The 26,995-nt window shown below is 62.8% G+C and carries 25 protein-coding genes; 12 read left to right on the top strand and 13 right to left on the bottom strand.

Annotated features, from left to right (window positions below; translation table 11 throughout):
* Positions 1-75 precede the first annotated feature (75 nt).
* Both FJ414_RS09565 and FJ414_RS09560 read left to right on the top strand, forming a co-directional pair.
* Positions 76-513 carry an SRPBCC family protein gene (locus FJ414_RS09565; RefSeq protein ID WP_140643851.1) on the top strand — a complete coding sequence of 146 codons (438 nt, stop codon included), beginning with the start codon at positions 76-78 and terminating at the stop codon, positions 511-513.
* A gap of 9 nt (positions 514-522) precedes the next feature.
* Positions 523-2,058 carry an SRPBCC family protein gene (locus FJ414_RS09560; RefSeq protein WP_140643849.1) on the top strand — a complete coding sequence of 512 codons (1,536 nt, stop codon included), beginning with the start codon at positions 523-525 and terminating at the stop codon, positions 2,056-2,058.
* Here the strand turns inward: FJ414_RS09560 and FJ414_RS09555 are convergent.
* The 12 genes from FJ414_RS09555 to FJ414_RS09500 all read right to left on the bottom strand — a co-directional run bounded on the left by FJ414_RS09555 (position 1,955) and on the right by FJ414_RS09500 (position 14,354).
* Entirely contained in the window at positions 1,955-2,500 is a 546-nt protein-coding gene (locus FJ414_RS09555) for a hypothetical protein (protein WP_140643847.1), read from the bottom strand. The genes FJ414_RS09560 and FJ414_RS09555 overlap by 104 nt on opposite strands.
* Entirely contained in the window at positions 2,466-4,346 is a 1,881-nt protein-coding gene (locus tag FJ414_RS09550; protein WP_140643843.1) for a hypothetical protein, read from the bottom strand. Before FJ414_RS09550 ends, FJ414_RS09555 begins: the two co-directional genes overlap by 35 nt.
* The gene (locus tag FJ414_RS09545) at positions 4,343-4,678 is read right to left on the bottom strand and encodes an antibiotic biosynthesis monooxygenase (protein ID WP_246672354.1); all 336 of its coding nucleotides are present in this window, start codon (positions 4,676-4,678) and stop codon (positions 4,343-4,345) included. Before FJ414_RS09545 ends, FJ414_RS09550 begins: the two co-directional genes overlap by 4 nt.
* Positions 4,675-5,736, bottom strand: a complete 1,062-nt coding sequence (locus FJ414_RS09540; protein WP_140643839.1) for a Gfo/Idh/MocA family oxidoreductase — start codon at positions 5,734-5,736, stop codon at positions 4,675-4,677. The genes FJ414_RS09545 and FJ414_RS09540 overlap by 4 nt, the downstream gene beginning before the upstream one ends.
* A 4-nt stretch (positions 5,737-5,740) precedes the next feature.
* Positions 5,741-6,595, bottom strand: a complete 855-nt coding sequence (locus tag FJ414_RS09535; protein WP_140643837.1) for a fumarylacetoacetate hydrolase family protein — start codon at positions 6,593-6,595, stop codon at positions 5,741-5,743.
* Positions 6,592-7,611 (bottom strand): zinc-binding alcohol dehydrogenase family protein, encoded by a 1,020-nt coding sequence (locus tag FJ414_RS09530; protein ID WP_140643996.1) that lies wholly within the window; start codon positions 7,609-7,611, stop codon positions 6,592-6,594. Before FJ414_RS09530 ends, FJ414_RS09535 begins: the two co-directional genes overlap by 4 nt.
* Positions 7,611-8,426 (bottom strand): MBL fold metallo-hydrolase, encoded by an 816-nt coding sequence (locus FJ414_RS09525; protein WP_140643835.1) that lies wholly within the window; start codon positions 8,424-8,426, stop codon positions 7,611-7,613. The genes FJ414_RS09530 and FJ414_RS09525 overlap by 1 nt, the downstream gene beginning before the upstream one ends.
* Before the next feature lie 4 nt (positions 8,427-8,430).
* Positions 8,431-9,639, bottom strand: a complete 1,209-nt coding sequence (locus tag FJ414_RS09520) for a cytochrome P450 (protein ID WP_140643832.1) — start codon at positions 9,637-9,639, stop codon at positions 8,431-8,433.
* A 96-nt stretch (positions 9,640-9,735) separates the two neighbouring features.
* A complete protein-coding gene (locus tag FJ414_RS09515; protein ID WP_140643830.1) occupies positions 9,736-10,755 on the bottom strand; it encodes a substrate-binding domain-containing protein in 1,020 nt (339 codons plus the stop codon).
* An 83-nt stretch (positions 10,756-10,838) separates the two neighbouring features.
* Entirely contained in the window at positions 10,839-11,858 is a 1,020-nt protein-coding gene (locus tag FJ414_RS09510; protein WP_140643828.1) for an ABC transporter permease, read from the bottom strand.
* Entirely contained in the window at positions 11,855-13,381 is a 1,527-nt protein-coding gene (locus FJ414_RS09505) for a sugar ABC transporter ATP-binding protein (RefSeq protein ID WP_140643826.1), read from the bottom strand. The genes FJ414_RS09510 and FJ414_RS09505 overlap by 4 nt, the downstream gene beginning before the upstream one ends.
* Positions 13,382-13,418: 37 nt before the next feature.
* Entirely contained in the window at positions 13,419-14,354 is a 936-nt protein-coding gene (locus tag FJ414_RS09500) for a 2-dehydropantoate 2-reductase (protein WP_140643824.1), read from the bottom strand.
* A 184-nt stretch (positions 14,355-14,538) separates the two neighbouring features.
* On the opposite strand from FJ414_RS09500, the gene FJ414_RS09495 reads away from it, so the two are divergent.
* From FJ414_RS09495 to otnC, 3 genes are read left to right on the top strand one after another with little or no spacing between them, the layout of a single operon-like run.
* Positions 14,539-15,252 (top strand): FCD domain-containing protein, encoded by a 714-nt coding sequence (locus tag FJ414_RS09495; protein WP_140643820.1) that lies wholly within the window; start codon positions 14,539-14,541, stop codon positions 15,250-15,252.
* 5 nt (positions 15,253-15,257) lie between these two features.
* Complete coding sequence (gene otnK, locus FJ414_RS09490; protein ID WP_140643818.1) at positions 15,258-16,508, top strand: 3-oxo-tetronate kinase; 1,251 nt, start codon at positions 15,258-15,260, stop codon at positions 16,506-16,508.
* Positions 16,508-17,146 (top strand): 3-oxo-tetronate 4-phosphate decarboxylase, encoded by a 639-nt coding sequence (gene otnC, locus FJ414_RS09485; protein WP_140643816.1) that lies wholly within the window; start codon positions 16,508-16,510, stop codon positions 17,144-17,146. The genes otnK and otnC overlap by 1 nt, the downstream gene beginning before the upstream one ends.
* A gap of 115 nt (positions 17,147-17,261) precedes the next feature.
* Here otnC and FJ414_RS09480 read toward each other — a convergent pair whose 3' ends face one another.
* Complete coding sequence (locus tag FJ414_RS09480; RefSeq protein WP_226891960.1) at positions 17,262-17,921, bottom strand: TetR/AcrR family transcriptional regulator; 660 nt, start codon at positions 17,919-17,921, stop codon at positions 17,262-17,264.
* 240 nt (positions 17,922-18,161) lie between these two features.
* Between FJ414_RS09480 and FJ414_RS09475 the strand changes: the two genes are divergently transcribed.
* The 7 genes from FJ414_RS09475 (at position 18,162) to FJ414_RS09445 (ending at position 26,985) form a co-directional block, all read left to right on the top strand.
* Positions 18,162-19,274, top strand: a complete 1,113-nt coding sequence (locus tag FJ414_RS09475) for a sugar ABC transporter substrate-binding protein (RefSeq protein WP_140643814.1) — start codon at positions 18,162-18,164, stop codon at positions 19,272-19,274.
* Positions 19,275-19,349: 75 nt separating this feature from the next.
* The gene (locus FJ414_RS09470) at positions 19,350-20,315 is read left to right on the top strand and encodes an ABC transporter permease (RefSeq protein ID WP_140643812.1); all 966 of its coding nucleotides are present in this window, start codon (positions 19,350-19,352) and stop codon (positions 20,313-20,315) included.
* A 7-nt stretch (positions 20,316-20,322) separates the two neighbouring features.
* On the top strand, positions 20,323-21,828 hold the full coding sequence (locus FJ414_RS09465; RefSeq protein WP_140643810.1) for a sugar ABC transporter ATP-binding protein: 1,506 nt from the start codon (positions 20,323-20,325) through the stop codon (positions 21,826-21,828).
* An 8-nt stretch (positions 21,829-21,836) separates the two neighbouring features.
* Positions 21,837-22,778: an ABC transporter permease gene (locus tag FJ414_RS09460; protein WP_140643808.1), complete on the top strand. Its 942-nt coding sequence runs from the start codon at positions 21,837-21,839 to the stop codon at positions 22,776-22,778.
* A gap of 8 nt (positions 22,779-22,786) precedes the next feature.
* Positions 22,787-23,818, top strand: a complete 1,032-nt coding sequence (locus FJ414_RS09455; RefSeq protein ID WP_140643806.1) for an alcohol dehydrogenase catalytic domain-containing protein — start codon at positions 22,787-22,789, stop codon at positions 23,816-23,818.
* Between the two features lie 66 nt (positions 23,819-23,884).
* Entirely contained in the window at positions 23,885-25,381 is a 1,497-nt protein-coding gene (locus FJ414_RS09450; RefSeq protein WP_140643804.1) for an aldehyde dehydrogenase family protein, read from the top strand.
* Entirely contained in the window at positions 25,381-26,985 is a 1,605-nt protein-coding gene (locus FJ414_RS09445; RefSeq protein WP_140643802.1) for a GMC family oxidoreductase N-terminal domain-containing protein, read from the top strand. The genes FJ414_RS09450 and FJ414_RS09445 overlap by 1 nt, the downstream gene beginning before the upstream one ends.
* The last annotated feature ends 10 nt before the right edge of the window (positions 26,986-26,995 follow it).

Below are 26,995 nucleotides of genomic sequence, written 5' to 3'. Positions count from 1 at the left end.
CGGAGTGGGGGTCGATCTGGCGCAGCGCAAGACAATAAATGCTCGGACCGCCATGCCCACGGCCGGCTCGCAAGCATGACCAAGGTCTATGTCTCCTCGGTCATCCCGGCCCCGGCCGCGGACGTCTGGAAGGTCGTGCGCGACTTCAACGGCTTGCCGGACTGGGCGCCTTTCGTGGCCGAGAGCCGCATCGAGCAGAATGCGCATGCCGACCGGATCGGCTGCATCCGCAGTTTCACGCTCAAGGACGGCGGACGGATCCGCGAACGACTGCTGGCGTTGTCGGACTACGACCTCTCCTGCAGTTACGCGATCCTGGAGAGTCCGATGCAGGTGGAGAACTATGTCGCCACCTTGTCGCTGACGCCGATAACCGACGGCAATTTGACGTTGGCCGAATGGCAGGCCGAGTTCGATTGCGCCCCCGAGCGCGAGGCAGCGCTGACGCAACAGATAGGCAGCGGCGTGTTCCAGGCCGCGCTTACCGCGCTGAAGCAGCGCTTCGGACGCTGACCGCCGCGAATGGTCCAGGTCCGCCAGAGCACGATCATCAATGCCCCGATCGAGGAGGTCTGGGCCATCCTGCGCGATTTCAACGGCCACGACCGCTGGCACCCGGCCATCGCGTCGAGCGAGATCGATGGCGGCGAGCCGGCCGACGCGGTCGGCGCCGTGCGCCATTTCCGTCTGGCCGACGGCGGCGAACTGCGCGAGCAGCTTCTGGCGTTGTCCGACAAGGAGCGCCGGCTGAGCTACTGCCTGCTCGAGGCGCCGCTGCCGTTGATGGGCTATGTCGCGTCGATACGGCTGAAGCCGGTGACCGACGGCAACGCCACCTTCTGGGAATGGCGCTCCGAATTCCACCCGCCAGCGCATCGCCGCGACGAACTGGTGAAGCTGGTCGCCGAAGATATCTATCGTGCCGGCTTTGCCGCGATCCGCAATCTCCTCGGACGTCGCGACGCCGCCATGCCGGCCGAGGCAAGGCCGTCGCCGGCAACCATGCCGTCGACGCCGACAGGCGTGGCACCCCGTTCGATCCCCGCGCCGTCGATCCTCGCACCGCCCCGGGACACACGAGAAACGACGCGCGCGATCCTTGTCGAGCGCTATGGCGGACCGGACGTGCTGGAGCTGAAGGAAATCGCATTGCCGCCGCCGGCGCCCAGCGAGGTGCGGATCCGCCACATGGCGATCGGCGTCAACTTCATCGACGTCTATTGCCGCACTGGCTTCTTCGATCTGCTGCGGCCGCCGGGCGTTCCCGGCATGGAAGCGGCAGGTGTCATCGAGGCTGTCGGCGCGGCAATATCCGGCCTGTCGGTCGGCGATCGGGTGGCCTATGCCTGCCCGCCGGTCGGCGCCTATGCAGAGCGCCGCAACATGACGGCCGACCTGTTGGTGCGGCTGTCGGACGACATTTCTGACGAGGTCGCCGCCGCGAGCCTGCTCAAGGGCGTGGCAGCCAGTTTTCTCCTGCACGACGTCCATGCCGTTCGGCCAGGCGAGGTCGTGCTCATCCACGCCGCCGCCGGTGGCATCGGCCAGTTGCTGGTGCAATGGGCACGCCATCTCGGCGCAACCGTGATCGCAACCGTGTCGAGCGATGACAAGGCGCGCATCGTCGAGCGTCTTGGCGCGCACCATGTCATCGTCTATTCCCGGGAGGATTTCAGCGAGGCGGTGATGCGGCTGACCGCCGGCGCAGGCGCCAACGTCATTTACGATGCCGTCGGTGTCGATACTTTCGCCGGCTCGCTCGCGGCCCTTGCCACACGCGGTCATCTCGTCAGCTTCGGCCAGGCATCGGGGCCGGTCGGCGCCTGGGACATCGACCGCCTGGCCTCGAAGTCGATCACCGTTTCGCGGCCCAATTATGCTCATTACACCGACACCCCCGAGAAGCTCGCGCCACATGTCGGCCGCTTCTTTACGGCATTTCGCCAGCGCGCCGTCAGGATCGGGCAGCCAGCGTCCTACGAGCTGGCCAAAGCCGCGGACGCCCATCGAGACCTGGAAACCCGCAAGACCAGCGGGGCGCTCGTTCTGTTGCCGTAGCCACCCACGGCCGGTCAGAGCGATGGGAAGCTGTTGACGCCGGTGCGCATCGGGTTTTCCGACTTCCATTTTTCGAGCGGGTTCTGCGATTCCATTCGGCGGCATAAGGGCCGAGCGTGGTGAAATGCACGCCCGCGCAGGCTTTCATGCGCTGGATCAGCCGGTCGAGCATCATGATGCGATGGCCGCGGCCGATGAATTCGGGATGCATGGTGAGCGTGTAGATGCCGCCCTTGCAGTTCTCGAGCGCATACCGGAAGTCATCCCACCCGATTTCCTCGATGTCGCGCGGATTCGAATAGCCCTGGTTCCAGCCGGCAACGACCTCGAAGGCCGGATAATCGTCCAGCCCCCAGGTGACGGGAAGCTCGACGATATCGGTCGCCGGGCCGAATTTGTAGGGCTCGTCAAGGCCCCCTACCTCGTCTCCCGTGTCGGGCAACCTGAAAAGCGACAGAGCGGTATGGTCCTACTGAGTGGCTGGCCCGATGAGAATTCACCAGTTCCGGATCGTCGCAAGTGACGCCTTGAAGTTTTGCCGTCGGGGCCAACGCAATCTCGATCGGCGCCGGCGTTAGATTTGCCGCCAGGATGCGGATTTCGTCGGCGAGCTGAAAAGCGACGGCCGCCACTGCCGAATGATTGACCGAGACGTCGTAGCGCTGGGTTCCTGCTGCAGCCACGAGTTGGGCATGGATGGCCTGTAACGATCGCGGGGTGCCATCCTCATTCAAAAGCCCGAACGGTCCGGTCGGTGCTGCCAATATCAATCGATCGGCGGCTGTCGCGGCTGCCTGGGTCGCCACGCCGACGGCAAAGGCGGCACCGAACAATGCTTGCTGGCGCGGGTCGATGCGGGCGGCAGGTATCCGGATAAGGTCAGGATTGGCCGCAACTGACTGTCCGTAAGGATTATGTCGCATACCGATCGTGCACGGTCCCAGCCAGATCGACTTGCCAGGACATAAATGCCGCGCCGTCTCCATCACGGCTGAATAGACCGTCAGGGTTTCCATGACCGACTGCTCGTCGGCGGCATGTACGATCGCGCTGTTGCCGAAGAAGACAAAATCCGCATCTCCGCTCGGCGGATTGCGGTTGAATTCGGTGAACAGGGAGGGAGTTCCCGCGCCTATCAGGCAATCGATGCCATTTGCCTTGAGCGCATCGACCAGTTCGCCGACGGGCCGCTCGCCTGTAGGCAAATGGTTCGAGGGCCGCGTCTTGAATTCGCGCCGGGGCGAAACCAGCAGCGCGCTAGGTTCGACTTTGGACAAACGAATCGCATCGGCGATGGCCGCTGCTTCTGCTGAGGGATCGACCGTTTCAACAACCGCCTCGACGGCCAATCGGGCGCCGAGCGCACCCGCAAGGTCGGCTGATTTGCGCAGCATCCGAGCGTCATGCCCGCGCGCGCTGTCGAAGCGAACAATGATCTCCGGAACCGGCCCAAGCAAAGATGCGCTGGCCGTCGCGTCAGGCAAATCGTCTGGATCGAGGAACAAAGCAATAGATGGCATGCGTCCAGCAGGTCCGCCAAGCGTCAGAGTTACAACGCCGCCGGTTGTCCTTTGGGTTGCCGACGCATCGGCGCGCACGGAAACAGTGATGCACTGACGGTCCTGCGTATTCTTGCGAATGATATATGGACGGGGTTTTGAAAGTGGCCGGATATAGGTCTTGAAAGAGGCGTCCGTCCAGTTGCGCTGGTCCTCCATCTCGAAGGCATCGCCTTCCATGGCGACGGTGCAGGTCATGCCGGGTGCCGGGCAATGCGTCAGCGCCGAAATGTCGAATGCAGGCTGATCCGGACTGATCTGAGAGGGAAAAATCGTATCTTCGATCATTCCGTTGCTGTGCCGGATGGAAAGCTTTCCGCCCGCTGCCTCGGCAGGGTGAAGCACGACGAAGCCTGTGCGGTTTGTCGGAAAATCGGTGAGTGCAACACCTTCGGCCTCCAGGCTGAGTTCGCCCGAAGCGTCGCCGGTAATCGTCATTCGATAAGCAAAGCGGCCTTGCGGACCGCTGCAGAGTCCATCGTAGCCTACTTTGAAGGAGTCCCCTTCCGTCGCCACAGAGACATTGGAGAGCTCGGCCTTGTAAGTCCCCCAGGATGAATCGCGCGCGAGATAGTTTATCGCTCGAACCACCTCGACGCCGGCAAAGGAAATCGTCCGCAGATTGCCGTCCTCAAGGATAGCGGTCAGCGATCCGGCAGTCAGAAGCCGTCGTTCCGGCAGGGGCTCGTCGGTGCCGTAGAGCGCCACAGGATCCGGATCGGCTGTCACAGCTTCGCCTGCTTGAAGTTCTCATCGACTTTGTATGTCACGACCGTCTTGCTGCTCACCATGTCGCGCGTGCTGGCATCGAAGCTGCGATAGTGCTCGGAAGCAAGATGCAGGTCGAAGGCTGCGCGATCACAATAGATCTCGTAGAGGAAGATCTGCGACGGTTTCTGGGGTCCCAGCGGTGTCAGCACATCGAAGCGCAGGCATCCCGGCTCAAGCTCGACAGATGACGCCGCATTCTCCGAAACGAGCCGGTAGAACTCGGGAAAGGTCCCCTCGACGAGCTCGAAAACAACGGTCAGCGCAAAGGCCGCTTCGGAAAGCATGCTCATCCAGGCTCTCCGTTGTGAATGGGATTCCATTGCATGGGTTGAATGGCGCGCCGTTCGTCCGCGGCGCGATAGGCGGCGTCGACCAGCGCGTATGTCTTGAGATTGTCCTCACCGCTGGTTTCGGCTGGGACGCCACGCTGCAGACAGTCGAGAAAATGGCCGCATGCGCCGATCACGCCTTGCTGGGCGACATGCCAGGGATGACCGGTCCAGGTCAGGAGCGGCGCGCCAGCATCTTGCGTCCAGGTCTTGCCATCGCTCGTCACCGTTATCCTGCAGCCGGCTCCAAGCGAAATCGCGCCCTTGGGACCTTCAACGACCAGCAGCGTTTCAGGAAAATGATCGGGCAGACGTCGCGACTCGTACGTGCATTCCACAACCGACACCGCGCCACTTGCATGGCGCAGCAGCATGGTCGCCGTATCCTCGGCGCGAACGCGCGGATTGCGCTTCTGGGCTTCACTGGATATGTGCTCGACCTCGCCGAGGAAGAAGCGCGCAAGGTCCAGCATGTGGATGCCGACATCAGCAATCGCCAGCCGCTCCTCGTCATAGAAATAGGGCTGGGTCTTGTAGACATCGAAGCCGGTCCTGAAGCGAATCCTCGCCCAACTCGGCGTTCCGATGGCGCCGCTGTCGATCACCTTGCGGACCACGCGCATCGGCGCCTGGAACCGGAAGTTCTCGTGCACTGCAAGCCATACATTTGCCTTGCGGGCCGATTCGACGATCGCAACACAGTCTTGCCAGGTCGACGCGAACGGCTTCTGGACGATCGCGGCAACGCGATGCGCGATGGCGATCTCCGCCAACAGCCTGTGCGTGTCATGGCGTGTGACGATGTCGACCACGTCGAGACGCTCAGCCTCGAGCATGCTTTCGGCGTCCGAGTAAAACGACACGCCGAACTGCTCCCCAGCCGCGCGCGCCTTGCCGGCATCGACATCGCAAACGGCGGCGAGTTGCGCTCCCGTTTCGGCGAGGTCGCGCCAGGAATGCAGATGGTTCTGCGCGAAGAAGCCGCAGCCGATCACACCAATGCGCAAAGGGCGGGCCATACCTCTATCCGGCCACGATCGGCGTTCTGAGCACGCCGATGCCAGTCGCCTCGATCTCGACGATATCGCCCGCCTTCATGAAGATCTGCGGCTTCTGGAAGGCGCCTACGCCAGCTGGCGTTCCGGTCGAGACGAGATCGCCGGGCTCAAGCGGCACATAGTGTGAGAGGAAGGATATCAGCCGCGGCAGCGAGAAGAGCCAGTCGGACGTGCTGCCATTCTGCAGCAGCTTGCCGTTGAGCCGGGTCTTCAGCGCCACATCATCCGGCCTGGTCAGTTCATCGGCAGTGACGATGCAGGGGCCGATCGGCGCGAAGCCGGCGAAATTCTTGCCGATGGTAATCTGGTTGTCCTTGAATTGAACGTCGCGGGCCGAGATATCGTTGAGCAGCGTGTAGCCGAAGACCGCCGGCATCACATCGGCCTCCGCGGCCTTGTGCAGGCGCTTGCCGATCACGGCGGTGAATTCAACCTCGTAGTCCATCTGTTCGGTTCGAACCGGCTTCTCGACCGCCACGTCCGGCCCGACGACCGATGACGGCAGCTTTGCGAAGAAGAACGGCTCGGTTGGCATCTTGGCGTTAGGATTTTCCTCGGCATGCCCTTTGTAGTTGATGCCGGAGCAAAGAACCTTGCCGGGGCGGATGGGGGCTTCGAGCATGACATCGACAAGCGCATAGCGCGGCGCCTGGGTAAGTCCGCCGCGAATTTTGTCGAGCGCCGACTTGCCGCCCTGCACGATGTCGAGCACCGACGCCGCTAGCCCGGCTTCGGTGAGGCACACCACCTCCTCGCCGTCGAGGACGCCGGCGTGGTGGTGATGCTCCGCCTTCTTATGGGAGAAAGTCACGAATTTCATACGGCCTCCGAAACGAAGACAGCCTTGTGCAAGGCCATCGGATTGTCAGCGAGTGTTTTGAAAACGGTAGGAGCCTCGGACAGCGAGAAGCTGCTGGCGATCTTGGGATAGTGGATCTTGCCCGACGCAAGCAGATCGAGCGCCTCGGGAAAGCAATCGACGGACGCGCGCGACCCAAGGATCGTGACTTCCTTGCGGGTGAAATCCAGGCCGGGAAACGTGACGCCCTGCCCTTTCTTGACGAGGCCGAGGATGACGATGCGGCCGCCGGCGGCGACGAGGTCGATGGTCTGTTCCATCGCTGGTGCCGCACCCGTCGCCTCCATGACGACCGGCATGCCCTCGCCGTTCGTGATCTCAAGCACGCGCTCGAGCAGGCCCGCGCCGCCGGCGATCGGAGTTGCGCCCATGTCCGCGGCGGTGGACAGCCGCTCCGCCGAAAGGTCGGTTGCGTAGACTTTGGCGCCGAGCGCCCGCGCGACCTCGACGATCGCCAGACCGATCGGACCGGCGCCAAGAACGAGGACCGTGTCGTCGGCGGTGACCATTCCACGCCGGCAACCCTGGACGCCGATGGCTACCGGCTCGGCGAATGCCGCCTCGAAATCGGTCAGCCCGTCCGGCACAGGGTTCAAATTGGTCGCGGGCGCGGTGACGAAATCGGCGAAGCCGCCCTCGCGATGTACACCGATAATGGTGAGGTTGGCGCAGCAATTGCGCTTGCCGACCCGGCAAGGATAGCAATGGCCGCAGCCTATGAACGGGTCGACGACGACACGCGTCCCGACCTTCGGACCGGCGGTCCCTTGACCGTAAGCCTCGACCGTGCCGGCGATCTCGTGACAGCCGATGCGCGGGTAGATCACGTAAGGATTTTTGCCGGTGTAGATGTAGAGATCGCCGGCGCACAGGCCCGCTGCCCTGACGCGCACCAGCACCTCGCCCGGTCCAGGGAGCGGCTTCGGCGCATCGGCGATGCGGATCGACCGCGGCTGATCGAAAATGGCGGCCTGCATCATGCCGCCTTTGCGGGGCGCACCACCCTGCCTTCCGCGTCGAATTCGATCCAGTCGCCGGCCCGAAGCAGATAGGGGTCGGCGACAGGCTCGCCGCGCGCCCTCGCCGCGCCGTGATGCTTCATGTAGTCGGCGACATCCTTGTCGCCGTCGAGGGTGATGTAGTGGCATGGCAGCACGGTCTCGAGCCCGAGCCATTGGGTCGCAAGGACCCCCTCATAGGGGCTCATCTCGCCCGTCAGCATTTCGCCAGGCATCGGATTGAGATGCAGGACCTCCTGCGGATTGGCGATGCCGATGCATCCGACATTCGGCTTGTAGAGTTGGCCCTGCAGCTTCAGGTCGGAGAAGATGGCTGTGTCGCCATAGTGGTAGAAACGCAGCCCGTCGGCATAGACGATGAAGGCCATCGGCACGCCTGATATGAAGGAATTGTCCTTCAACCTGATCTGCGACCAGTGGTGACATTCGAGCGGCTGTATCTCGATGCCCGCCACCTTGACACGGATGCCCCAGGTGGTTGCACGAATCTGGTTTGCGGGGATGCCGCGGTCCATCAGCCAGGCCTTCACCTCGCCGCCGCAGACGACCGGGCATCCATATTTGGCAGCGATTTTGTCGGTGTCGCCCAGATGATCGAAGGCCGCATGGCTAACGATCACCAGATCCACGTGGTCGAATTCGGTGGATTTGGTTGCGGCGCCGGGGTTCTGATCGAGAAAGGGATCGCACAATATGCGCATGCCGTTCTCGGTCAGAATCTCGTAGGCGGCGACGCCGTGGAAGCGGATGCGGGTCGTGGGTCGAAGCGTCATCGGTTCAACTCGTCTTTCTCGTGTCGATCTTGAGCGGCAGGCAGGAAAGTCCGTGCCGATCGCCGCGTGTCTTCCAGCGAAGCTCTTTCGTCGTGTCAGGCGCAAGGCTCAAGCGGGCTTCGATCAGCGTCTCAAGTGTCACCGCCATTTCCATGCGCGCTACACCCGCACCGGCGCAAAGATGTGGGCCGGCCCCGAAAGTGAGATGCTTGTTCGGATTGCGATCGAGGCGCAGCTCGTTCGGCGCTTCGAATACCGATGGATCTCGGTTGGCCGAGCCGAAACCGAGCGCCACAATATCGCCCTCGCGTATATTGCGACCGTGCAGGCACAGGTCGCGCGAGGCGTTGCGGCCGAAAATCTCGATCGGCGAGGAATAGCGCAGGAACTCCTCCACCGCGGTGGGAACGAGCGCTGGCTCCTCGGCAAGCCGCTCCAGGGCCTTCGGGTGTTCGGCGAGCCAGTGCAGCATTACCGAAAGACCATCCGCCGTGGTCTCGAAACCTGCGCCGAAGACGACGGTCATGAATGAGCGTATCTGATTGTCGTCCAGCCGTTCGCCATCGATCTCGGCCGCAATCAGCATGCTGATGAAGTCGTCGGTCGGCTTGGAGCGCCGCGCCGCGATCAGCTTCTCGATATAGGCGTTGAGTTCACGGCTCGAAGCCGCGCCGGCTGCAGGGTCGCTCATGTTGAACATGCTGGTGATCCAGCCGATCCACCTGTCCGAATCTTCCAGCGGCACGTCGGTGAAGGCCGCCAGCGAGGCGACGGCAACCGGCACGCAGAATTCGGCAACGATCTCGGCCTGTCCCTTCGCAGCCATCTTCTCGAAGAGGGACCGGGCCAGCGCCCTGACGCGCGGCGTGATGGCGGCGACACGATGTGGGGCAAAGACCGGATTGACCAGCGCGCGGTAGCGCGAGTGCCGCGGCGGATCGACTTCGATCGGCAACTGGGGTTCGGTGCGCGGCGTGATCACGGGAATGGCCGTCACGCCGGGAACGCTGGATGTGTAGTCGCGCCAATTGATTGCCGCGGCCCGCACGTCGTCATAGCGGCTCAGCAGCCAAAAACCCCCGTGCCTGTTCGACCGGGCCACCGGACATTCGCGCCGCAGCCTGTCGAAGGCCGAGAATGGATCGGCGACGAACGCAGGATCGTGGATGTCCACGTCGTCCGGTATCGTCTGTGGTGTCACTGTTGCGGCCATGGTCGCGACTTGATCGGGTTGGTTCGCTTCAAAGGTGCCTCCGGCGGCAGGGGTGAACCGCCGGAGGAAGGGGGCGACAGCCCTCGTGCAGATCGACTACTTGACGCCGAGCGCGGCCGTCACCTTGTCGACATTGTCCTTGGTGACGAGCAGCACGCCGGTGTCGAGCGTGTCCGGGACCGGACGACCGCCGTCGGCGGCGCCAAGGCCGGCGGACTTCAGACCGTTGTGGTTGTAGTCGTGCAGGATCTTGACGGCGTAGTAGATGAAAAGCTCGCGGTTCTGCACCACGATGCCGTCGACCCAGCCTTGCTTGGCTGTCTTGAAGAAGTCGGGCGTCTGCTCCATCGCGGTCACCTTGATGTCGCCTGGATTCTTGCCGGCCTCGCGCAATGCGGTGACGATGCCGGCGCCGGACTCCGAGTCGAAGCCGGCGATGCCGGCGATGTCCGGATTGGCGGCCAGGATCGCGGCCGTCACCTGCGCGGCCTTCTGCGCGTCGCCGCCGTCATCTTCGTTGGAAACGATGTTGTACTTGCCGCCGCCATTGGCCTCGATATAGGCCTTGAAGCCAGCGACCGCCTCACGCATGTTGCCGGCATTGATGATCGACATCATGGCCAGCTTGCCGCCGCTGGGCAGCTTCTCCATTATCTTCTTGGCCTGCGCGACGCCGACCTGTGTCCAGTTCGTGCCGATGTAAGCCAAGCGGCCCGAGTCCGGCAGATCGCCGTCGTCGACAACGGTGGGCACACCCTGTTCCAGGCACTTCTTGACCGATTCCGTCAGAGACGGATCCCAGCCACCCACCACGGACACGCCATTTGGCTTCTGCGCGCAGACCTGGTCGACTGCGGCGATAAAGCCCGGCAGGTCAAAATCGGTCGGCCCGGCAACGACCACTTTCACGCCGAGTTCCTCGGCGATCTTCTTCATGCCGACATAGTCGTACTGCACGAAGAGCGGAAGGTTGGCCTTGTTGGAAATCCAGTAGTAGGTCTCCTTGGCGTCGGCGGGGCCAAACGATGATTCCTGCGCGCGCGCAGGTGCCGTCACGGCCGATGCAAGCGCCGTCATGCCCAAGGCGATCAATGTCGATTTCAGCATAGAGTCCATTCCTGTTTCCTCCTGATTGGGTTCTGATCCCAGTTTTTGCAGTTCCCCCGGCTCTGGCCGGATTTCCCCCGCTTGCTGCCCGATCAGGCGCGGCCCGCGGTCTTGAAGCGATCTAGCGAGACGGCGAACAGCAGGACGAGACCAACGACCAGTCCCTGCCAGAACACGCCGACCGCATTGATGATCATGGCGTTCTCGATCAGGGCGATGAAAAGCACGCCGAGAATGCCGCCCAGAACCGTGCCCTCGCCGCCCTTGAGGCTGGCGCCGCCGAGCACTGTCGCGGTGATGACCTTGAGTTCGATGCCGACGCCGGCATTGACGACCGCGCTGTTCAGCCGCGCCGCCCCAAGCACGCCGGCGATACCCGCCAGCGCACCCATGATCACGAAGCCGATGAGAATCAGCCTGTCGACGCGGATGCCCGACAATTGCGCCGCACGAGGATTGCCGCCGACGAAATAGAACTGGCGGAAGAAGCGGGTGCGGGCGATCAGCCAGCCGCCGATCAGGACAAGAACCAGCATTGCCCAGAACGGCGACTGGATGCGCAGGATCGGATCGGCGGCGCGGCCATACTCGGCGAAGCTGTCCGAGATCGGGGTGACGCCCGTTCCGGCCGTCACATAGGTGAGGCTGCGGTAGATGGTCAGCGTGCCGAGCGTCGCGATCAGCGCGTTGATGCCGATGCGGGTGACGATCAGCCCGTTTATCAGCCCCGCCACAGCCCCGACCACGACACCGATGAGGAGAGCCGCCTCGGCGGGCCAGCCCCACCAGCCCGCGACAACGCCGGCCCATACGCCGGCCAGCGCCAGCGTCGAGCCGACCGAAAGATCGAACGTGCCCGCAATCATCAGGAGCATCATGCCGCAGACGAGGATGCCGACGGGCGCGAGGTTCAAAAGCACGGCCCGCATATTCGGTCCGGTCGGGAAATTGTGCGGATAGACGATGGTCATCGCCAGCGCCAGCAGCACGACCAGAACGAACAATGTCAGCTCGCGCGAATTGGCCAGCCGGCGCACGATGCGCAGCGGCAAGGCCTCGCGCTGCTCCACCGGCGCCTGCGCTTCGTTGCGGGAAATCTGTGCCAAGCTCATGCTCCAACCGCTTCCTTGCGTACGTCCGCCACGGACGATGTGAACCGGGTCGCCAACCGCAGAACCTGCTCTTCGGTCGCGCCTTCGCCGGCGAGTTCTCCGACTGTTCGGCCTTCGGCCATCACCACGATGCGGTCCGCGAGCGCGAGCACCTCGGGCAGATCCGAAGAGACGACCAATAGCGCCACGCCCCGCTCAGCGAGGCCGCGCAGGAGACGATAGATTTCGGAGCGGGCGCCAACATCGACGCCGCGCGTCGGCTCGTCGACGATGAGCAGGCGGGGCTCCATGGCTAGCCATTTTGCCAGCAGCACCTTCTGCTGGTTGCCCCCGGAGAGCTCGCCGACGATCTTGTGCACGCTCGGCGTCGAGATGCGCAGCTCGCTGATGAAGTTGCCGGCCAGCGCCTCGGCCTTCATGTTGGAGAAATTGGCGCCCGACGAGACCTTCGACAGGACCGTTGCGGCGATGTTGTTGACGAGATCCATTCCCAGGAAGAGGCCCGAGGTCTTGCGATCTTCCGGCACCATGCCGATGCCGGCGTGCTTGGCGTCCCATGGTCCCTGCGGGTTGATCGGCGCGCCTGCGATGCGGATTTCACCGGCCCTGCGGGCCCTGGCACCGAAGATGGCCTCGCAGAATTCGCTCCGCCCTGAGCCGATCAATCCGGCCAGGCAGACGACCTCGCCCGCACGCACGGTGATCGAAGCCGATCGCACAAGCGGCGGCGCGGAGATCTCATTGGCCTCAAGAACGATCGGCCCCACTTGCCGTGGCGAAGCCGAGCGCGCGAGATGGACCTCGCGCCCGACCATGAGCCGGATCAATTCGTCCGTCGTGGTCTCGGCGACCTTTCGGGTGCCCGCCAGCCGCCCATCCTTCAGCACAGTGACCGAATTGCAGAGCGAGAAGATTTCGGCGAGGCGGTGGGATACATAGATGACCGAAACGCCGTCCCTGGCCAGCTGACGCACGATCTCGAACAGCTTTTCGGTTTCGGTCAGGGTCAGGGCCGCCGTCGGCTCGTCAAGGATCAAAAGCTTCAACTCGCGCGACAGCGCCTTGGCGATCTCGACGATCTGCGCCTGGGCCGGCGACAAGAACGCCACCTTCATCGCTGGATCGATGGCAACGCCGAGTTGGGCGATGAGAGCATGGGCTCGTTCACGCATCAGTCTCACATCGACCTGGCCGAGCCATTTCGTCGGCTGCCGGCCGGCAAAGATGTTCTCCGCGACCGAGAGCTGCGGCACCAGCGAGCCTTCCTGATGGACGATGCCGATGCCGAGTTCGCCGGCCGCTTTCTCATCGAGTTCGCCGAGAGCGACGCCATCGAGGCGCACCTCGCCGCTGGTGCGGGCATAGACACCGGCGACGATCCTGCCGAGCGTCGACTTTCCGGCGCCATTCTCGCCCAGCAGAGCCCGGATTTCGCCGGGCTCAACCGTCATCGATACGTCGTCGAGCGCCCTCACGCCGGGGAACGATTTCGAGAGCTGCGAGACTTCGAGGCGCGCCGCCATCTCAAGCCTCAAACGCTGAACGACAAGGCCGGCATCGTTATGCCTTTGCCTGAAGATAGTGGGCTTGTTTGGCCTGGATCATCCAGACCATCGTGTCGTTGACCGGCGTCGCCACACCGATGCGCTTGCCGGCATCGACGATGGCGCCATTGATCACCTCGATCTCCGTCTGGCGCCTGGCCTCGACGTCCTGCAGCATCGACGCCTTGCCGCCAACCGCCTTCTCGAGCAATCCGGTGATGGCCGCCCAACGTTCGTCGTAATCGAGCGAAATGCCTTGCGCATTGGCAACGGCCACGACCTCCTTGAGGATCGCGGCCATCAGCGACTTGGTCCCGTCAAAAGCGACCAGTTCGTGCGACATGAAATGCAGCAGGCCGGCGACCGGCAGCGTGCAGGCGTTCAAGGCAAGTTTCTTCCAGACCTCGTCCAGGATGCGTTCCGATTTCGTGGTTTCGATCTGCGCGGCGCGGAAGGTTTCGATCACCTTGTCCAGACGCGGCGTCGTCTTGCCGCTCAGCTCGCCGATATAGGTCATCCCCACACCAGGATGCTTCACCCTGCCGGGACCAAGCAGCGTGCCGCCGTGATAGGTCAGGCCGACAAGCACCTTGTCTTCGCCGACAATGCCGGCGATGCGCGGTGCGTTTCCCCAGCCATTTTGCAGGCTGAGCACCGCGGTATCGCCCGAGATCATCGGCGCCGCGGCGCGGACCGCGGCATCGGTGTGGTAGCATTTAACGAAATTGATGATGAGGTCGACGGGCCCGACCTTGGAAGGCTCCGTGCTTGCGGGAACGCGGATGATCGGCTGAGTGCCGTCCTTCTCCTCGATCGTCAGGCCGTTGTCGTTGATTGCCGCCACGGCAGGCTTCGACACATCGATCAGCGTGACGTCATTGCCGGCGCGGGCTAGGTATCCGCCAAAAATGCCGCCCATCGCGCCGCCGCCGCCCAAAATGGCGATCCGCATGTCTTCTCGCTCCCTGACCCGCCACGGGGTGTTTTGGCAAGGCCGTGCCATCGCTTCCGATCGCTGTCGGAAACGCGCTTTCGGCGAACGAAGCCGTTCGCCGATCCGGCCTTGTTTTGGTTTATCTTGCCGTCATCCTTGCAAGCAGTTGCATGGTTGTCAAGTATGATGGTATGAAAGGTCTATGGTCGACCCTCTCGTCATAGAACGCAAGAAGCTCTTCGAGCACGTAGCCTCGCATCTCGAGGCGCAAATCCTGTCCGGCAAACTGAAGCCCGGCGATCAACTGCCGCCCGAGCGCGACCTGCAGATGCGCTTCGGCGTCGGCCGGCCGGCAATCCGCGAGGCTCTGATCTCGCTGCAGAAAGCCGGGCTCGTCGAACTCACCAACGGCGCGCGCGCCAAGGTACTGATGCCGACCGCCTCGCATATCTTCACCGGCATGGCCCCGGCGGTGCGCCAGATGCTCTCGACCGAGGAGGGGCATCGCTACTTCCAGGGCGCTCGCCTGTTCTTCGAAGTCGGGTTGGCGCGCGAGGCAGCCCGCCACGCGACGGCCATGGACCTTGAGGCGCTGGCGGCTGCGCTCGAAGCCAATCGCAAAGCAATAGGCAACCGCGAGCGGTTTACCTCGACCGACATCGCCTTCCATTTCGAACTGGCGAAGATGGCGCGCAATCCAGTCTTCATCGCGCTGCACGACCAGATTTCGGAATGGCTGAAGGAACAGCGCACCGTCACGCTTGCTGCCAAGGGGCAGGAAAAGACGGCTTTCGAGGCGCACAAGGCGATCTATGAAGGCATCGCCGCGCGCGACCCCGACCGCGCCGAGCAAGCCATGCGCACGCATCTGGAGCAGCTTGCCATGACCTTCTGGCAGCAGCGCACGCACGACTGACGGCCATGCGGATCGGCGTCATCGGTGATGACTTCACCGGCTCGGGCGATATCGCGAATACGCTGGCCAAGGCCGGGGCACGGACGCTGCAGTATATCGGCACGCCCGCACATCCGGCACAACCGGACATCGATGCGGCCGTCATCTCGCTGAAGACCCGCTCGATCGCTGTCGACGAGGCGGTCGCGCAATCCATCGCCGCTTGCCGTTGGCTCGTTGCAAATGGCGCCGAGCAGATCGTTTTCAAATACTGCTCGACATTCGATTCGACTCCGCAAGGCAATATCGGGCCGGTCGCTGCGGCGCTGCTCGATGAACTGGAGGCGCCGCTGGCACTCGTCTGCCCCGCCTTTCCGGCGAATGGGCGCACGGTCTATCAGGGCCATCTCTTCGTCTGGGACAAGCTGCTTAGTGAGTCCGGCATGGAAAGCCATCCGCTGACGCCAATGACGGACGCCGATATCCGGCGCTGGCTGGCGCGCCAGACAAACCTGAAGGTTGGACATCTTCCGTTGCACGCCGTCCGATCACAGATGCTGGGCAAGGCGCTTACCGACGCCGAAGCCGCCGGCGAGCGGCTGGTTGTCGCCGACACGATCCTCAACGACGACCTTGTCAAGCTCGGCCGCGCCGCCGCCGGTCACAAGCTGGTCACTGGTGGATCAGGCATCGCTCTCGCGCTACCGGGAAATTTCGGCATTCGCGCCAGCCGCGCCTCCAAGGGCTTCCAGGGCGCGCATGGTCCGGCGCTGGTTCTGTCCGGCAGTTGCTCGGCGGCGACACGACGCCAGGTTTCGCTCTACCGGCAAACGCATCCGTCCATGGAACTGAGCGCCGAGGCTTTGAGCAACGACGGCGACGCGGTCGCAAAGCAGGCGTTTGCTTTCATCGAAAAGCACAAGGACGTTGCTCCGCTGGTCTTCTCCTCCGCGGATCCGGCGGTTGTGTCGGCGGCGCAGGCTCGATATGGCGGCTCGGAGCTTGCTGGTCGGTTCGAGTATTTTTTCGCCTCGCTGGCCACGCAAGCGGCAGCAGCCGGCTTTCGCCGCATGATCGTGGCTGGCGGGGAGACGTCCGGCGCGGTTGCCTCAGCGCTGGGGCAAGGACCGATGCGCATCGGCTCCGAGATCGACATCGGCGTGCCCGTGCTGGTTCTCGACGGGCCGCCGCGTCTCGCGCTGGCGTTGAAGTCGGGCAATTTCGGCGCCGATGATTTCTTTCAACGCGCCCTGAACATGCTGAAAGGCAGCAGCTGATGACACTGGAAGAACAGCAGCTTCGCGACGAAATCTGCCGCTGGGGCGGGTCGCTCTTCAAGCGCGGCTATACCGCCGGTTCCTCAGGCAATCTGTCGGCGAGGCTCTCCGACGGTTTTCTTGTGACGCCGACCAATTCCTGCCTGGGATATCTTGAAGCTTCCAAGCTCACAAAACTCGATTGGAATGGTGTCGCCGTTTCGGGGGACGCGCCGACCAAGGAAATTCCGCTGCATATGGCATTCTATGAGTCGCGATCACAGGCCGCCGGCGTCGTGCACCTGCACTCGACCTATGCCACAGCGCTATCTTGCCTCGAGGACACCGATCCCGAGGATACGATCCCGCCCATAACCCCCTATGTCGTGATGCGGGTGGGGCGTGTGCCTCTCATACCCTACACACATCCTGGATCGGCAGACACCGGTGCCTTGGTACGAGCACGCGCGCCCGGCCATGCCGCAGTTCTTTTGGCCAATCACGGCCCGGTTGTCTCGGGCCGCAGTTTTCGCGATGCGGTTTTCGCGGCCGAAGAGCTTGAGGAGACCGCAAAGCTGGTTCTGCTGACAAGAAACATGTCCGTGCGTCGCTTATCCGACGATCTGGTTGCCGAACTCAATCAACGCCGAAAATCGTGAATGCCCGACTGCGCTTAGCCTTCGCACGCACTGGCCCGATCAGCCTCATGCCGCCTCTTTCATCGTCAAGCTGGAGGGCGGAACATCTCGACGCCGTCAGCGTCCACAGGCAGTGTCACGCGCGCACAAGCCGCATAATGGTATCGATATTAAACTCCAAGCGCTGATCTAGGGCGCCCTTGTCCATCAGATCGCGCTCGAAAATAATTGAGCCCGTGAAGCGGTTCGTCAGATAATAGTATCCGATGGCGGCGATCGTAATATTCAGCTGCACGGGATCGATCCCCGCACGAAAATCCCCGCTGCTCACGCCCCTCTCAAGGATGCTTGACACCATGGCGACGAACTTGCGGCTGGCGGTCTTGATCAGCTCGGACTTCTTCACATGCTTTGCGCGGTGAAGGTTCTCGCTGTTGACCAAGGTGATAAACTCGGGATTCTTCAGATAATATTGCCATGTAAACCGCACGAGGCGTTCAAGGGCATCCCTGGGTTCGAGGTCGTCAAGATGAAGTTTCTGCTCGGCTGTGCGGATGTCCATATAGGCGTTTTCCACAACCGTCTGAAAGAGACCGTCCTTGCTGCCGAAATAATGATAGATCATGCGCTTGTTGGCATTGGCCTTTGCCGCAATGACATCGACGCGGGCGCCGCCGAGCCCGTTCTTGGCGAAATCGCTCTTTGCCGCTTCCAGGATGCGAAGCTTGGTCGCCTCGGCATCTCGAAGCCGCTTCTTCTTGGCGACATTGCCTGATTTGTCGGACGTTGCGTCCACTTTGGTCGCTCCCTTGATTCCAGTTCCAGCGTGTAGGCGACGATCCATCATACGCTGAAAGTCATTTCAATTGTTCGAGAAGTCAACAGGCCGCGCATTGCGCCGGCGCTTGACTCTCGCCTGTTAAGGAAGTAACTAGATGGTGCATTAAGCGACCAGGGGAGCGGTTTGGACGGCCAGACTCTCGACGTTGCTCAATAGGTGCCCGCGCCTGCGGGTCGTTGCCAAATGGGAGGTAGCATGTCGACTTTCATCAAGGATTTCATCGAGCGCGAGACCATCAACCGGCGCAATTTCCTGCTCGCCACGGCTGCGGGCATGGGAGCCATGGCCGTGCCATTCGGCTTGGGCGGCGGCGCCGCTCAGGCGGCTCTCACTGACCCGGCGGTCGCCTGGTCCTACCGCGACCGCGCCTCGGCTTACTGGAACTCGATCGTGTCGGGTGGAGAGGCTTTCGTGGAATCGCTCGGCAAACCGAAGGATTCCCTCGTCTCGCTGATCAACGAGGGCTCCTCCGAAAAATCGCTGGCCGACATCAAGGCGTTTCTTGCCAAAACCAACGGCAAATGCGCAATCGCCTGCGACGCCAACGACAGCCCGAACGCACGTCCCGTGGTCGAGGCGGTGCGGGATGCCGGCGCCTACATTTCCACTATCTGGAACAAGACCGACGACCTGCATCCTTGGGACATCGGCGACAATTACGTCTCGCATATGACTTGGTCGGACGAGAAGCCGGCCGAGCAGACGGCGCGTATCCTGTTCGAGGCCATGGGAGGCAAGGGTGGCGTCGTGCATCTGGGCGGCATTGCTGCCAACAATCCGGCCATCGAACGCCTCAATGGCTTGAAGAACGCGTTGAAAGATTTTCCCAACATCGAGCTTCTCGATGCCCAGCCCGCCGATTGGGACACGACCAAGGGTACGGAGTTGATGGCGTCTTTCCTGACCCGTTTCGGCGACAAGATCACCGGCGTTCACTGCGCAAATGACAATATCGCGTATGGCGTGATCGAGGCCCTGCGCGCCGAAGGCATCGAGGGTATGCCGATAGTGGCCTATGACGGAAATCCGGAGGCGGTAAAGCTCGTCATGGACGGCAAGCTCCTGGCAACCGTCTTCACCAATCCGCACTGGGGCGGCGGCATCACGGCGGCGCTCGCTTACTATGCAGCGACCGGCGCCTTCAAACCCTCCGAAGAGCCGAAGGAGCACCGCGAATTCTACGGCCCGACGATCCTGATCTCCAACAAGGATGCCGCGGACTTCAAGGCCAAATATCTCGATACCGTTCCGTCCTACAACTGGAAGGACTTCTGGGGTCCGGGTAACGGGCAGATCAAGTACAAGTAACACGAAGCTCGATCGGGCGGCCCTTTTTCAGGGCCGCTCCCTTCCACAACGGCACGCCTGGACGGGAGGCCGAAGTTGCCACGCATCCTCACGCGGGAGAACGCGATCCGCTGGGCACCTTTGCTGGTGCTTCTCGCGCTCATAGTGCTGTTTACGGCGATAAACCCTTCGTTCCTGTCGCAGCGCAACTTCGCGCGCATCGCGATCGCGGCTACGCCCGCGCTCATGGTAGCGGTCGGCGTGACCTTCATCATCGTAATGGGTTCCATCGACCTCTCCATGGAGGGTGTCGTTTCCCTGACGGCGGTCCTGTTCTGCTTCCTGATGCTGGCGCTCGGCGGAACGCTCGCGTCGGGCGGCTGGATCGCAATCCCGGTCATTCTTGCCGTCGGGGCCGCGGTCGGCCTGGTCAACGGCCTCATTCACGTCAAGCTGAAAATACCATCCTTCATGGCGAGCCTCGCGCTTGGATTCGTCGGCACGGGCGCCGCGATCCTGCTGACTGGCGGCGACATCGTCAAATTCAACGATCCGACGTTCCGCGCCCTGCTGACCTGGCGCATTCTCGGTTTCCCGCTGATGGTTTATGTCGCGGGCCTGTGCCTCGTTCTTGCCTGGTTCATCCAGGCCCATACCCGCCTTGGACGCTATTTCTACGCGGTCGGCGGCGGCGAGGAACTCGCTCACGCCTCGGGCGTGCGGGCGCGGCAGGTGAGGATGGCGGGGTTTTCGCTTGCCGGCTTCTTCTATGCGATAGCCGCGATCCTGCAGGTGGCGAAGCTCGGCCAGGCCGAGTCGGTCACCGGATCCAATTTCATGTTCATGTCCATCACTTCGGTCGTGGTTGGCGGCGTGGCGCTATGGGGCGGCGTAGGTGGAGTGTGGAACACGCTCGTCGGCGTCCTTATTGTCGCGGTGATCAACAACGGCATGGTGGTCATCGGCCTGCCCGACTTCCTGCAGGCCGCCGTTCTTGGACTGCTCGTCATCATCGCGGTCATCCTGTCGACGGACCGGCGCTCGGTCGCGTTCGTCAAGTGAGGGCGCCATGTATGAATTGAGAGCCGTCGAAAAGAAGTTTCCCGGCGTCAGGGCGCTGAAATCCGTCGACTTCTCCATCAGTCGCGGTGAGATCGTCGGGCTGGTGGGCGAAAATGGCGCCGGCAAATCCACGCTCATGAAGGTGATTTACGGCGCCTATCAGCCCGATGGCGGCGAAATCCTCATCGATGGCAAGCCTGTGCGGTTCAGCGGCCCCCGCGATGCGATGGAAAGGGGCATCGGCATGGTGTTCCAGGAGCAATCGCTGGTCACCAACCTGTCGGTGATGGAAAACATCTTCCTGGGCTATGAGGACCAGTTTTCGCGCTTGGGCGTGGTCAACTGGAAGGCAATGGCCAAAGCCGCCAGGAAGCAGCTCGCCAAGGTCAAGCTCGACATCGACCCGCGCGCGGTCACCTCAAGTCTTTCCTTCGCGCAGCGCCAGCTTGTGGAACTGGCCAAGGTGCTGACCCTGGAGGAACGGGTGCAGGGTCATCTGGTCGTCCTGCTCGACGAGCCGACCTCGGTGCTGGCGGAGGAAGAGGTAAAGCTGTTGTTCAAGCTCGTGCGGGAGCTGACGGCGCGCGCTTCATTCATCTTCGTGTCCCATCGCATGGACGAGGTGATGGAGCTCTCGGACCGCATCTACGTGATGAAGGACGGTCAGGTGGTCGACGTCGTCTCGCGCGGCGCGGCGACGCCGGAGGCGATTCAGCACAAGATGGTCGGCCGCCACGTCGACAAGGAATATTATCGTGAGCAACGGCAAAAGCCCTACGACGCAACGAAGCCTCTGGTCGAGCTGTCGGATGTCAGCCTGCCCGGACGGGTCCGCGACATCTCGCTGACGCTGCATGCCGGCGAGGTGCTGTGCCTGGTCGGCACCGAGGGTTCCGGCCGCGAAGCGATCCTTCGAACCATTTACGGCATGCGCGCGCCCATCAAGGGCACTCTGAAGGTCAAAGGCGAGATCATCCCCGGGCTGACGGCTCGCGGCGCGGTGGAACGGGGCGTCGGCTATGTACCGCGCGAGCGCAAGGTCGAAGGGATCGTGGCCGGCATGAATGTCTACGAGAATATGACGCTCTCGCAAATGCCGCGCTACGCTCGGATGGGTTGGCTCGACGTGGCTGACGAGCGTGCCCTTGCCAGGACGTGGATCAGCAAGCTCTCCATCAAGGCAAGTTCAGAATACGCCGATTGCGGCAACCTCTCCGGAGGCAACCAGCAGAAGGTCGTGCTCGCCAAATGGCGGTCGGGCGGCTCCGATATCATGCTTCTCGACCATCCGACCCGAGGCCTGGATATCGGCGCCAAAGAGGATGTGTACGATATGATCAGGGAGATGTGCGACGATGGGGTCGGCGTCATCCTCGTCGCCGACACGCTCGAGGAGGCGATCGGCCTTTCCCACACCATCGTCGTCATAAAGGACGGTGAGATCCAGAAGCGCTTCGACTGCGTTCCCGGCTCCAAGCCGACGCTCTACGACCTTCTGCACTACATGATCTGAGAGGCCTCATGGACATCCAACGCCTCAAGCCACACTTCCCCTGGATCACCCTTCTGGTCCTGGTGACGATCGTCGGCATCGCCGATCCGAGCTTCCTGAAGCCGGCCAATCTGCTGAGCCTTGCAGGCGACATCGTGCCGCTGTTCATCATGGCGCTGGGACTGACCTTCGCGATCTATATCGGCGGCATCGACCTGTCGGCACAGTCGATGGCGAACATGATCACCGTGGTTGCCTCGGTCTATCTGGCGTCGCTGGGCATATGGGTTGCCGCGCTGTGCATCCTTGCCGGCTTCGCGCTGGGCACCCTCTCCGGCTACCTGACCACCCGCATGTACGTTCCCTCCTTCATCTCGACGCTGGCCGTCGGCGGCGTGTGCTTCTCGGTGGCGCAATGGCTGTCTGGCAATCGAGCCCTGAACATGGACGCAACACAGCGCAACGAAACCTTCGGCTGGATGATCGGTCGAACCGGCATCGTGCCGCACGAGCTCTTCATCGCGCTCGGCCTGCTAGCAATCTGCCTGATCATAGAACGGCGCACCATCCTCGGCAGGGCGCTGAAGGCCGTGGGCGCCGGCGAACTGGCCGCAGCCGCGTCCGGCCTCAACGTCGCCCGCTACAAGATCCTCGCCTTTGCCATATCGGGAGCGCTGGCCGCAGTGGCCGGGCTACTCTTTTCCGTCAAGCTGTCGGGCGGCGCGCCGACGATTGCCAACGGCTTCCTTCTGCCGGCCATCGTCGCGGTGCTTGTCGGCGGGACGCCGCTGACGGGCGGCGTCGGCGGTGTGCTCAACACCGCGATCGGCACGCTGATCGTGGCGGTCATCCGCGCCTCGATGCTCTACTTCGGCATCGCCGCGACGCAGCAGCAAATGGTCTTTGGTCTAGTGCTGATCGTCGCGATCGCTTTGACCATCGACCGCTCCAAACTTCGCACCGTGAAGTGAGACACGCCATGGCAACAATGCGCGCGGCCGTTCTGACAGCTCCGCACCGTTTCGATCTGCTTGAGGTCGCCGTACCGGAGGTTGGCCCCGACGACGCCTTGATCCGCGTCTCGCGGACCGGCATATGCGGCACCGACATCCATATGTTCAACGGTCACTATGCCGCCGACCGGCTGCCGCTCGTGCCTGGCCACGAGTTTGCCGGGACCGTCGCCGCGACGGGCGAGCGTGTGAAACATATCAAGCCAGGCACGACCTGCGTCGCGGACGTCAATATTGGCTGTGGCGAGTGCTATTGGTGCCGCCGCAACGAGGTCCTCAACTGCCCCTCGATGACGCAGGTGGGCATCGGGCGCGACGGCGCGTTCGCCGAATATGTCTGCGTGCCGGCGCGGCTCGTCATAGAGGCGCCGGACGATGTGCCGGTTCAGGTGCTTGCCCTGACCGAGCCGGTGTCCTGCGTGGTGCGCGCCGCGCGCAAGGCGCGCGCGAGTTTCGGCCAGTCAGTCGTGATCCTCGGAGCAGGACCGATCGGCAATCTGCATGTCCAGATGATGCGCTTGTGCGGCGCCGCCCCAATCATTGTCGCGGACCTGTCGGAAGACCGTTGCCGCCTTGCCCTTGAAGCCGGTGCGGATGCAGCCGTTGCCAATCCTGCCCTGCTTAAGGCAGAGGTCTTGAAAAGGACCGGTGGACGGGGGGCGGACCTGGTGATCGAGAGCGTCGGCTCCGCACGGCTCTATGCGCTCGCCTTCGAGCTCATCCGCAAGGGCGGCCATGTCGCTTTCTTCGGCCTTACCGGGCCGCACGACACGGTGCCGGTCGATATCCTGCGCACCATCCTCGAGGAGAACAGTCTGAAGGGCTCGGTGGCCGGCATGGGAGAAGACATGCACGACGCGCTGACACTTTTGTCGCACGGCCGCTTTCGGACCGAGGCGTTCACACGCGCGACTTTCCCGCTCGATGACATCCAGCGCGCCTTCGAGACCCTGGCCGAGCGGCCCCAGGATCTCAAGACGCAAATCGTATTGAACTAGGCGCCGGCGCGTTCCGCCCGCAACGGATCGCGGACGGCCGGCGCACAGCCAGAACGGAGGCATTCCATGCTCGATTTCACTGACCGCGCAGCCCTCCCGGATGCACCGCGCGAATTTGGTTTCTGGTCGGACGGATGCTGGCGCAAAGGCGGCGCCATGTTCGAGCGCCGGTCGCCGGGCCACGGCGTGCCGGTGACGCTTACGCCCAGATGCACGGTGGACGACCTCAATGCCGCCGTCGCCGCGGCGCGCCGCGCATTCGAGGACCGCCGGTGGGCCGGACTGCCAGGGGCCGACCGGGCCGGCGTGCTGCTGAGGACGGCCGACATTCTGCGCCGCCGCCGTGATGAAATCGCCTATTGGGAAGTCCTCGAGAACGGCAAGCCGATCTCCCAGGCGCGCGGCGAGATCGATCACTGCATCGCCTGTTTCGAGGTCGGCGCGGGCGCCGCAAGGCTGTTGCACGGCGACAGTTTCAACAGTCTCGGCGACGGCCTTTTCGGCATGGTGCTGCGCGAGCCAGTCGGCGTGGTCGGGCTCATCACACCATGGAACTTCCCGTTCCTGATCCTTTGCGAACGCGTTCCGTTCATCCTCGCCAGCGGCTGCACCATGGTCGTCAAACCTTCCGAGGTCACGTCCGCGACGACACTTTTGCTTGGCGAAATCCTTTCCGAAGCCGGCGCGCCGGACGGCGTCTATAACGTCGTCACCGGATCGGGCCGGACGATTGGTCAGGCTTTGAGCGAGCATCCCGATGTCGACATGCTGTCTTTTACCGGATCGACATCCGTCGGACGCTCATGCGTCCATGCCGCAGCCGACTCGAACTTCAAGAAGCTCGGCCTGGAGCTGGGCGGCAAGAATCCGATCATCGTCTTTGCGGACAGCGACCTCGAGGATGCGGCGGACGGCGCGGCTTTCGGCATAAGCTTCAACACGGGCCAGTGCTGCGTGTCGTCGAGCCGCGTCATCGTGGAGCGCTCGGTCGCTCGCGAGTTTGAGGAAATCCTTGCCGCCAAGATGGCCAAGATAGTCGTTGGCGATCCGCTGCAGACGAAGACGCAGGTCGGAGCCATCACCACCGATGCGCAGAATTCAACCATCCTGAGCTATATCGACAAGGGCAAGGCCGAAGGGGCGACTCTTGTCGCCGGCGGGAAGGCCCTGGATCTTGGCGGCGGCCAGTATATCGCGCCAACGTTGTTTTCAGGGGTCACACCCGGGATGTCGATTGCTCGCGACGAAATCTTCGGGCCCGTCCTGTCGTCCTTCCATTTCGACACGGTCGAGGAGGCCATCAGTCTGGCGAATGATACGGTGTATGGCCTGGCTGCCAGCGTGTGGACAAAGAACATAGACAAGGCGCTGGTGGTGACGCGGCGCGTGCGCGCCGGCCGGTTCTGGGTGAACACGATCATGGCCGGAGGGCCGGAGATGCCGCTCGGCGGGTTCAAGCAGTCCGGATGGGGAAGAGAGGCCGGAATGTACGGCGTGGAGGAATACACACAGGTGAAGTCCGTCCACATCGAGATCGGCAAGCGTGCGCACTGGATCAAATGATGACGACAGGTTTCGACTATGTGATCGTCGGCGCAGGCTCTTCGGGTTGCGTGCTTGCCGCGCGCCTGTCCGAGAATCCGGCTGTAAGGGTCTGTATCATCGAGGCCGGCGGCAAGGACAGCCATCCCTACATCCATATGCCGGTCGGCTTCGCCAAGATGACCACGGGGCCGCTCACCTGGGGGCTGGTGACGGCGCCGCAGAAGCACGCTGACAACCGCGAAATTCTTTATGCCCAGGCGAAGGTTCTCGGCGGCGGTTCGTCCATCAATGCCGAGGTCTATACCCGCGGACACGAGACCGATTACGACCGCTGGGCGAACGAGGAAGGCGCGGACGGCTGGGCTTTCAAAGACGTCCGGAAATATTTCCTCCGTTCCGAGGGCAACAGCATACTCTCCGGCAAGCTGCACGGCACCAACGGACCGCTCGGCGTATCGAACATACCAGATCCGAACGTCGTCTCGCGCGCATTCGTCCAGAGCTGCCAGGAATACGGGCTGCCCTATAATCCGGACTTCAACGGCGCGAAGCAGGAAGGCGCCGGCATCTACCAGATCACAACGCGCGACAACCGCCGCTGCTCGGCTGCCGTGGGCTACCTCAAGCCTGCCCTGGGACGTCCGAACCTGACGCTGATCACAGGGTCGCTGGTCCATCGCATCGTCTTCAAGGGCCGCCGGGCCGTTGGCGTCGAATGCTCGGTCGGCGGCTCACTGAAGGTCATAAACGCCGACAGCGAAGTGCTGGTCACCTCCGGGGCGATAGGCACGCCGAAGCTGATGATGCTGTCAGGCGTCGGCCCTGCCGATCACCTTCGTCACCATGGCATCGAAGCGATCCAGGATCTTCCGGGTGTCGGGCAAAACCTTCAGGATCATTTTGGCATCGACATCGTGGCCCAGCTGAAAGGCCACGATTCACTCGACAAATACAACAAGACGCACTGGATGCTGTGGGCCGGTATCCAGTACACGCTGTTCAGGACCGGGCCGATAACGTCAAACGTGGTCGAGGGCGGCGCCTTCTGGCATTCCTCGGGGAACCATATGGGTTCGGTTCCCGATCTGCAGTTCCATTTCCTGGCGGGAGCCGGCGCGGAGGCAGGCGTGCCGTCGGTTCCGAAAGGATCGTCAGGCATCACGTTGAACAGCTATACGCTGCGCCCGAAATCGCGCGGAAGCGTGACGCTCCGCTCGCCGGATCCGCGCGACAATCCAATCGTCGACCCCAATTTCCTCGCGGAGCCCGACGACCTCAGAATATCGGTCGAAGGCATCAAGATCAGCCGGGAGATCTTCAATCAGCCTTCGCTGCGCAAATTCATCAAGGAGCTCCGTTTCCCTGACACAAGCGTGCGCTCGCAGTCAGACCATGAAGCCTATGCGCGACGCTACGGTCGGACCTCGTATCACCCGACTTGCACGTGTAAGATGGGGAAGGATGCGATGTCCGTGGTCGACCCTCTCCTGCGAGTGCACGGGTTGGATGGCATCCGCATCTGCGATAGCTCGGCAATGCCGTCCTTGGTCGGCTCAAACACCAATGCAGCGACAATCATGATCGGCGAGCATGCGTCGGACCTGATCCGAGGCAACCGCTAGCATTTGCCAG

Source organism: Mesorhizobium sp. B3-1-6, assembly GCF_006439555.1.
In the GTDB taxonomy this organism is placed as follows: domain Bacteria; phylum Pseudomonadota; class Alphaproteobacteria; order Rhizobiales; family Rhizobiaceae; genus Mesorhizobium.
The sequence above is the reverse complement of the archived record's forward strand: the minus strand, read 5'-3'. Positions and strand labels throughout refer to the sequence as shown.